Here is an 8134-nt window from a genome sequence, read left to right on the forward strand (position 1 = left end):
AATTCTTTAAAATTTAAAGTTAAGAAATCAAAGCCTTTTAGCGGTTTATCTTTGAAGCCAATAAATAGATCACCGCCATTCTAACCGCAACCCCATTTTGTACCTGGTCTAAAATAATCGCATTTTCTGCATCGGCAACATCACTAGTAATTTCAACTCCCCGGTTAATGGGGCCTGGATGCATCACCACAATTTCTTTATTTAGACTCTCCAGGATTTTTTTATTCAATTGAAATTGTTGCGCGTATTCCCTTGTGCTGGGAAAATAGCTAATATCCATTCGTTCATTCTGAACTCTAAGCATATTGGCCACATCACACCATTCCAGAGCCTTTTTAAGGTCGGTTTCCACACTCACACCCAAAGATTCAATATGTTTAGGTAAGAGTGTTTTAGGTCCGCAAACCTTAACCTCAGCTCCCTGAAGCTTAAGTGCAAAAATATTGGAAAGCGCTACCCTGCTGTGCAGAATATCTCCTACAATTACTACTTTTTTTCCGGCTACCTCTCCAAGTCGCTCTCTAATTGAATAGGTGTCCAAAAGTGCCTGGGTAGGATGTTCATGTGCGCCATCTCCAGCATTAATGATACTGGCATTTACGTGTCTCGATAGAAAAATTCCCGCTCCAGGGTTAGGATGCCGCATTACCACCATATCTACTTTCATTGAAAGGATATTGTTCACGGTATCTATAAGCGTTTCCCCCTTTTTTACTGAAGAAGATGCCGCCGAAAAATTAACGATATCGGCACTTAAACGTTTTTCAGCAAGTTCAAAAGAAAGTCGGGTTCTGGTGGAATTTTCAAAAAAAAGATTGGCAATGGTGATATCTCTAAGCGAAGGGACTTTTTTAATGGGCCGGTTAATCACTTCCTTAAAATGATCGGCGGTTTTAAAAATAAGCTCAATATCTTCTTTACTCAGATATTTAATTCCCAGTAAGTGATTTACACTTAATTCGCTCATATATTCAATTATTTAGAAACCAGGTAAACCACGTCTTCCCCATCGTTTTCCTTCCAGTTTACTATTACTTTTTCTTCATTTATCGCATCTACCTGCCGCCCATTATAATCCGGCTGAATAGGCAGGTGACGACTGAATCGCCTGTCTATTAAACTCAGCAATTCAATTTCGGCAGGTCGACCAAAAGATTGCACCGCGGTTAACGCAGCCCTAATGCTTCTGCCTGTGTATAGAACATCATCAATAAAAACTACCTTTTTATCTTCAACTATAAAATCAATCTTTGTTTTGTTCGCTTCCAATGGTTTATCACCTCTTCTAAAATCGTCGCGATAAAAAGTGATATCAAGATGGCCGTAATCCAAATCAGTAATATTATATTCTTCCCTGAGAATTTTTATAATCCTTTCAGCAAGAAAAACTCCACGAGGTTGAATTCCAATAATCACGGTATTCTTAAAATCGGTGTGATTTTCAACTAACTGGCAGGCAAGGCGATGCAGAATAATATTTATTTCAACAGCATTTAGAAGTATTCTTTGGCCCATAGTTTAGTAGCAAAAAGTAGAAGTTCTATCACAAAAGTAAGCTTTTTTATTTTTTTCTGAAGTTGAAAAAGCGCGAGATTATAAATCTTTTCTGAAATGATTTTCAAAATTTTTATCGTGGGAATTAAAAACACAAAGAATTGAAGATTTATCCCTTTCTAAGAAATTAAGAAAACTTTAAATACTGGTTTGATTCTTATTACTGGCATTTCTTCGTAAATTAAGGCTGAAAATCAAACCGATAAAAACTTGAGTTATGAGCTATTATTTTAATACTACTTTAAAAGAAAGAAATTTTGAAAAAGCAATAGAAACAGTTACCTCCGCTTTAAAAGAGGAAGGTTTTGGTGTGCTGACTGAAATCGATGTAAAAGAAACACTAAAGAAAAAAATTGATGTGGATTTTAAGAAATACAAGATCCTTGGTGCCTGCAATCCGGAATTTGCGCATAAAGCCCTTAAAAGTGAAGATAAAATAGGTGTTTTTCTGCCCTGTAATGTGATTGTAGAAGAAAACGACAAAGGTGAAATTGAAGTTTCGGCTGTAGACCCTATAGCTTCCATGCAAGCAGCGAAAAATGATGATCTGGAAGAGATCGCTACAGAAGTTCAACAAAAATTGAAAAAAATTATTGCTTCTTTAAACTGAAAATAGCATCAGGAATACATTACTGGCTTTCAATAGTTTTAGTGCAATAAATTAAGTGATTTAATAGGTGTAATCACAGAAATTATGCTGGTAGAAAGACACGATTACGAAACCGTAAGCCAGGCCATTCATGATCTGGCATTACGCGGTTATACCACCGACTTTAAATTAGAGCCGGAAAAGGATAAAATTGTAGACATTGATAGATCCCTGGAACTTTCTCCCGAAGAATTTGAAATTGATGAAATCTACCGCTTTGAAGGAATGACAGATCCCGGTGATGAAATGATTGTCTACGCTATTTCCTCCCTCGATCATAAAACCAAAGGTGTTTTGGTAAACGCTTTTGGCACATATTCAGATGCAAATACTTATAATATTGTGAAACGCTTGAATAAGCATCTTTAGTTCTTCCTCTTTGTAATTTCTTCAAATCTGAAAATTTTAATAAAATATATAATTTATTATAGCCCCCGAATTTCAGCCCATAATTCCTGTTTGGGCTGAATTATACAAATTCAGCAAAAAAATCAGTTTTACCATTAATTTAACCGAAATGCGGCTGCTTTTTACTTAATTGAAACAAAAAAACTATGGAAGATAAAATACTTGGTTTACACCATATCACCGCAATTGCCGGAGATGCCCAACGCAACTACGATTTTTACACCAAAGTACTGGGATTGAGAATGGTAAAGAAAACTGTGAATTTTGATGATCCGCAAACCTATCATTTTTATTTTGGCGATAAAGAAGGTACCCCGGGAAGCATTCTTACTTTTTTCCCGTGGCAACAGGTAAAAAAAGGAAAAAACGGAGTAGGAATGGCGACAGAAATCGGTTATTCAGTTCCCAGGGGCAGCCTGGATTTCTGGCAAAAACGATTTGAAAAACACGGAGTGGAGTTTGGTAACATCAGGGAGCAATTCAGAGAACAATATTTGCCTTTTCGCGATCCTGACGGACTAAACTTAAAACTGATAGTTCCCAAAGACGAGGATAAACGTGAAGCCTGGGAAACCGATGAAGTTAAAAGTGAAGTTGCTTTAAAAGGCTTTCACAGCGTTACACTTACACTTTACAATGTTGGCCCAACTGCCAGTATTTTATCTGATATTTTTAAATACGAACTAGAAGAAAAAGTAGGTGAATTTTATCGATATAAAACAAATGCCGTAGAAAATGCGGCAATTATAGATATTCACGAAGATCCTACAGCCGAGCGTGGTATTAATGCCGGTGGCACAAATCATCATATTGCCTTCCGTGTTAAAGATGAAGAAACTCAGATGCGTTTTCGGGAAAAAATTGTGCAAAAAGGTTTACAAATCACCGAAAAAATAGATCGAGATTATTTCTTTTCCCTATACTTTAGAGAACCCGGCGGAGTCTTATTTGAGATCGCCACCGATAATCCAGGATTTACCAGGGATGAAAGTTTAGAAGAACTTGGAAGCAGTCTAAAATTACCCGATCAATATGAACAGGCAAGGGATCGTATTGAACGCCTTCTTCCTGAATTGAAACATTAAAATATTTGATAATCAAAAATAGAAGCTGTTTTAAAATTATTATGTATTAGTCATTGCGAGGGACAAAGCAATCTCTAATTTATAGGTAACCTATTAAAAGATTACTTCACTTCGTTCGTAATGACAATTATAGTTTTTTTTGAAACAGCTTTTTTACTTAATCAAAACCAACACCTACTCTACCACATACATTTCATTAGAAGCTTTAATATATTCCTGCGGATTAAAAGTAGATTCAAAACTATTACGTACCAAATTCAGTTTAGCCTTTAGATCTGCGATTTTAGTTTTTAGGTATTCATCGTTTTCATATTTCTTGATAAGCGAATCATATTTCTTTAAATTTTCCAGGATCCTGAAAGTAATAGTTCCAAAACGAATTTTTAAATTCTGTACCGCGATCATCTGGTCGTGATAATCCTGTTTCCAGTTTTCTGGGTTTTTGGCTTTTTCTTCAGCAATTTTATTTTCTGCAATTTTAGAAATATCAAGAATATACTGTGTTCGCTTTTTAGCATCAGTCTCGTTGGTAAAGTTTCTATCAAACTCCTTAGGGTCTATCTTTAAGATCTGCACTAAATTTTCCTGCATCGCCTTTTCCTGAAGCTCTTTCAATTCATCCAGATTTTTATTTATAGATTCCCATTCGGTCTCTATAAGGTCTTTATCGTGGGTAAATTGTGCAACAGTTGTGGTTAGTTTCAGCATTTCCGTACTTTGCTGTTTAAGCTTTTTATCTCCCCAACCCAGGGAATTTATAAAACTGCCAATTCCGTCAAAAACGGTTCCGGCAAACATTCCCGTAAAAGGCGTGCCCTGGGCTAGATCGCCGGTAACATTTAAGATATGACTTAAGGCCGAAAGCCGTGCATCATTCTTTTTTTCTTCTTCTACAAATTTTCTGAATTGTCCAAACCACTCCTGATAACCCTCGTAATGCATTGGGTTGCTAACCTGATCTAGTGTAGCATAAAATTCACGGGAAGCATTAAAGAGATTTAGTGGTTTTATTTCGCGCTCCATTGAGGCTAAATTCAGCACGGCAGAACTGTAATTATATTTGTAAACGCTTATAGTATTTTTATCTATTTCTTCCTGACGTTCCTCCAGGAATTTTACCCGCTCCAGTAGTTTCTCAACCTTTTCTGCGGAAGAATTAGTGTTTTGAATACTCTCATCCAGATTGCTGATTTTCGAATCTATTTCTTTAATTCTGAATTCCAGATTCTGACTTAACAAATTGCGTTCCCTGTTGAGTTCCTGAAGCACTTGCTGAGTAACCGACTGGTCATCAGCAAAGCTTTGTGCCGAAGTATTGTGAAAAAACATCCCTGAAACAAACAGGAAAATAAAACCTAATTTATTCATTATCAATTATTTTAATCAGCTATTTATTCATTTATAACGATCTGAAGGCAATCATATTTTATGCCAGTTAAGTGTTTAGGTTTTCATATAGATTTTACGCTAATAATTTCTCTTAAGTTGAGAGGAGATAAACGGAATTTTAGGAGCAAGGAAATATCCGGTGAGGCTTGCAAAAAAAATAGGTATAAAATAATTAAAACCTGTTAATGTTGCCAACAAAATGGTAGTACTCATAGGCGTTCTGGTCACACAGGCATTTATTGCTGCCATACAACTCACTACACATAAAGCCATATTAATATGCGGAAATAAACTATGAAGAATTAATCCCAAACTGGCTCCCACAAAAAAGAGCGGAATTATAAATCCGCCACGCCATCCTGAAGTAACGGTAATAGAGATGGCAAGTATCTTAGCGAATAAAAGCATAATTAAAAATCCAATAGAGAAATCTCCTAGAATAAGCTCATTAATTTCGTGATGCCCAAAATACCTGGTTAATGGAAAATAATAAGCTATAACCCCAAGCAGAATTCCTCCCAACAAAGTTTTTAAATAGATTGGTGAATGTAATTTCTTAAAAGCATTTTTTAAAAATTTTGTGCAATAGATAAATACCCAGCCCATTGTAGCAGCCAATATCGAAAAACCTACAGCATACAGAAAATCAAATCTATCCTGCATTTCATAAGAAGGCATATCCCATAAAGGCCCCAGACCTAAATGAACAATGATTGCAAAAATTATATAACTAAAGCAGCTTGAAACAAAGGCCGGAATAATTGCTTTATAATATTCTACAGCGTGTTTATGATGAAGTATTTCTAAAGAAAACAAACTCCCTCCCAGTGGTGCCCCAAAAAGTGCAGTAAATCCAGAAGCCATACCGGCAATACTTAAGGATCTTAGCTGATCTCCTTTTAACCTTAGTATTTTACCCAAAAAGGATCCGGTAGACCCGGTAACCTGTACCAAGGGCGCTTCAGGACCTAAACTTCCACCTGAGCCTACACATAAAAGAGAGGAAAGCACCATTGAAGGATTGTTTTTAGGATCAAGCTTTCCTTTATTAAACCTAATATTATTCACTATAAGATCTATCTCGCCTGGATCGCCAAAAAAATGAATAATAAGGCCTGCCGCAAAACCGGCTAAAGCCATTACTGGAATTACCAACCAACCGGTAAAAACACCAAGTTGATGAGTAACCAATTCTAAAACAATCCAGTAAACACCGGCGATAATTCCTCCTAATAATCCCAATAAAGCCCAAAGTAAAAACAAACGACTAAAAGTAAACGGATTAAACCTTACAGGGGCATCCAGAATATTGGTGTAGAAAATTAGTTTTCTGCGTAGCTTTAGGTTCAAAAGATAGAGATTTAAAAAAGGCGCAATATAATAAGTTTAACTAAGTATCCCCAATCTAAAAAGAACAGGAAAAACCACTTTGTTTCCTGAGCCAAAAGCTGCTTTGAGGTCGTTTTCAATAAGATCTACAGGATTTTGGTTATTAGCCTTTTCATAGTGTTTAACAGCACTCCAGGTTTTTAAATAACCTACAAGGTGATTGAATGTCCATTGAAATTCCTGTTTAAAGTGTGGGGTTTCAACTTCCTGAAAAGGAAAAGGGATTGTTTTGTATTTTTCATCTAAATAACGTCGTTCTTCATCCCAGTAAGAACCAATAATATCCTTGTGAAATTTAAGGATTACCTCATCCGTTTCAGGATTACTTTTAAACAGGGAGTAACCTATTACAGCTATAATTCCGTTAGGTTTCAAAACCCGGTTTACTTCTTTATAGAAATCTTTAAAATTAAACCAATGAATAGCCTGTGCCACAGTGATAAGATCGAAATAGTTATCCGGAAAGTTGGTCTTTTCTGCCGGTTGAAGCGAATAATTAATATTTGGCTGTTTTACCGCATTTTCTAATTGTTGTTTACTAATATCGGTAGCCTGAACTTCTTCAAAGAATTTAGCAAGTTCTCCTGCGACCTGCCCATTTCCGGTTCCACAATCCCAGGCTCTTTCTGTTTCTGCTAATTTTCCTTTCAAAAAATCATATAACTCCTGCGGATAAATAGGCCTGAATTTAGCGTAAGCGGGAGATTGTGAAGAGAAATTATCTTTCATTGGGACGATATGATATATTATTATTAAAATTAATGAAATAAAAGACAAAAAAAAGAACCGCCCGAAAAGGCGGTTCTTAAAATATTAAAGTTTCTTATTTCCTTATTGATCTCCCTCAAGAGTATCGGGCTCCTGGCTGTAATCTGAATTATCTACTGCTCCCGGATTACTACTCATTGTCCCGTCAGTATTTGGTGCGTCCATCTCTTCCATTACATCTGCTGCCCTGTTAAAGAACGACCTTAGCTTTTCTTTTGCATCGCTTGCCTGCATATCTATTTTCTGAAGTTCAGCTTTAAGCTCATCTACTTCACCCGAAAGTTCTTCGTAAGCGTTTTCCTGAAGTTTCTCTAAAGCAGCAACAGCGGTCTGCAACTGCGTATTCATATCTTCTACAGGATTGCTAAGGCTATCGCCTATAACTTCAAGCTTTTCATCGGCTTGCATTCCAAAATCCCGACTTCTTTCTGAAACCGCTGCTGCGAATTTCTGCAAAGCAGTTTCAGGATCAATTTCTTCCTGCATTTCCTCGTATTCATCATCTCCATCAATATAAGTGAGATAATCTGCTACAGCATTACTTTCATAGGCATAATTAGAAATTGTATCTTCTTCCGCCTCCATGGTCTGGTCGAATTCTATCTCTGCATCGTCAGCTTTTTTATTGCTGTCATTACAGGAAAACAATAGACCTGAAGCCAAAAGCATCAGTCCGGTTGTATTAATAAAATAGGAAGTTTTAATTTTAGAATTAGTATTCTTTCTCAGTTTCATCTTTTCCAATTTTGGTTGTTTTAAATAAAATTCATTGTTGTCCGGTAAAACCGGGATTTAAATTATTCATCAACTTAAGTTGTTGATATTGAGATGTCATATTTCTGTTTTTTAAAAGTAAGCCCCCTTTATCTCTGGGAATAGAGAATTCTGATAT

9 protein-coding genes are annotated in these 8134 nt (G+C 36.2%); 3 read left to right on the forward strand and 6 right to left on the reverse strand.

Translation table 11 applies throughout. The features are described from left to right. Nucleotides 1-37: 37 nt before the first annotated feature. Nucleotides 38-967 (reverse strand): aspartate carbamoyltransferase catalytic subunit, encoded by a 930-nt coding sequence (locus LB467_RS14775; RefSeq protein WP_224474821.1) that lies wholly within the window; start codon nucleotides 965-967, stop codon nucleotides 38-40. Between the two features lie 8 nt (nucleotides 968-975). Continuing rightward, nucleotides 976-1515, reverse strand: a complete 540-nt coding sequence (gene pyrR, locus LB467_RS14780) for a bifunctional pyr operon transcriptional regulator/uracil phosphoribosyltransferase PyrR (protein ID WP_224474822.1) — start codon at nucleotides 1513-1515, stop codon at nucleotides 976-978. A 256-nt stretch (nucleotides 1516-1771) separates the two neighbouring features. On the opposite strand from pyrR, the gene LB467_RS14785 reads away from it, so the two are divergent. The 3 genes from LB467_RS14785 to LB467_RS14795 all read left to right on the forward strand — a co-directional run bounded on the left by LB467_RS14785 (nucleotide 1772) and on the right by LB467_RS14795 (nucleotide 3696). Beyond that, nucleotides 1772-2164, forward strand: coding sequence for a DUF302 domain-containing protein (locus LB467_RS14785; RefSeq protein ID WP_224474823.1), 393 nt, complete (start codon nucleotides 1772-1774; stop codon nucleotides 2162-2164). Nucleotides 2165-2248: 84 nt separating this feature from the next. Then, on the forward strand, nucleotides 2249-2572 hold the full coding sequence (locus tag LB467_RS14790; protein WP_224474824.1) for a phosphoribosylpyrophosphate synthetase: 324 nt from the start codon (nucleotides 2249-2251) through the stop codon (nucleotides 2570-2572). Between the two features lie 185 nt (nucleotides 2573-2757). After that, the gene (locus LB467_RS14795) at nucleotides 2758-3696 is read left to right on the forward strand and encodes a ring-cleaving dioxygenase (RefSeq protein WP_224474825.1); all 939 of its coding nucleotides are present in this window, start codon (nucleotides 2758-2760) and stop codon (nucleotides 3694-3696) included. A 174-nt stretch (nucleotides 3697-3870) separates the two neighbouring features. Here LB467_RS14795 and LB467_RS14800 read toward each other — a convergent pair whose 3' ends face one another. The 4 genes from LB467_RS14800 to LB467_RS14815 form a co-directional block, all read right to left on the reverse strand. Next, a complete protein-coding gene (locus tag LB467_RS14800; protein WP_224474826.1) occupies nucleotides 3871-5064 on the reverse strand; it encodes a hypothetical protein in 1194 nt (397 codons plus the stop codon). A gap of 99 nt (nucleotides 5065-5163) precedes the next feature. Then, a complete protein-coding gene (locus LB467_RS14805; protein ID WP_224474827.1) occupies nucleotides 5164-6435 on the reverse strand; it encodes a chloride channel protein in 1272 nt (423 codons plus the stop codon). Nucleotides 6436-6471: 36 nt separating this feature from the next. After that, a complete protein-coding gene (locus LB467_RS14810; RefSeq protein WP_224474828.1) occupies nucleotides 6472-7203 on the reverse strand; it encodes a class I SAM-dependent methyltransferase in 732 nt (243 codons plus the stop codon). Between the two features lie 102 nt (nucleotides 7204-7305). Next, nucleotides 7306-7977: a hypothetical protein gene (locus tag LB467_RS14815; protein ID WP_224474829.1), complete on the reverse strand. Its 672-nt coding sequence runs from the start codon at nucleotides 7975-7977 to the stop codon at nucleotides 7306-7308. Nucleotides 7978-8134 lie beyond the last annotated feature (157 nt).

Source organism: Salegentibacter tibetensis (genome assembly GCF_020164485.1).
In the GTDB taxonomy this organism is placed as follows: Bacteria; Bacteroidota; Bacteroidia; order Flavobacteriales; family Flavobacteriaceae; genus Salegentibacter; species Salegentibacter tibetensis.

Coding starts and splice junctions, on each gene's coding strand:
- pyrR (WP_224474822.1), bottom strand. CDS start 1,515: ATGGGCCAAAGAATACTTCTAAATGCTGTTGAAATAAATATTATTCTG.
- LB467_RS14800 (WP_224474826.1), bottom strand. CDS start 5,064: ATGAATAAATTAGGTTTTATTTTCCTGTTTGTTTCAGGGATGTTTTTT.
- LB467_RS14775 (WP_224474821.1), bottom strand. CDS start 967: ATGAGCGAATTAAGTGTAAATCACTTACTGGGAATTAAATATCTGAGT.
- LB467_RS14790 (WP_224474824.1), top strand. CDS start 2,249: ATGCTGGTAGAAAGACACGATTACGAAACCGTAAGCCAGGCCATTCAT.
- LB467_RS14815 (WP_224474829.1), bottom strand. CDS start 7,977: ATGAAACTGAGAAAGAATACTAATTCTAAAATTAAAACTTCCTATTTT.
- LB467_RS14810 (WP_224474828.1), bottom strand. CDS start 7,203: ATGAAAGATAATTTCTCTTCACAATCTCCCGCTTACGCTAAATTCAGG.
- LB467_RS14795 (WP_224474825.1), top strand. CDS start 2,758: ATGGAAGATAAAATACTTGGTTTACACCATATCACCGCAATTGCCGGA.
- LB467_RS14785 (WP_224474823.1), top strand. CDS start 1,772: ATGAGCTATTATTTTAATACTACTTTAAAAGAAAGAAATTTTGAAAAA.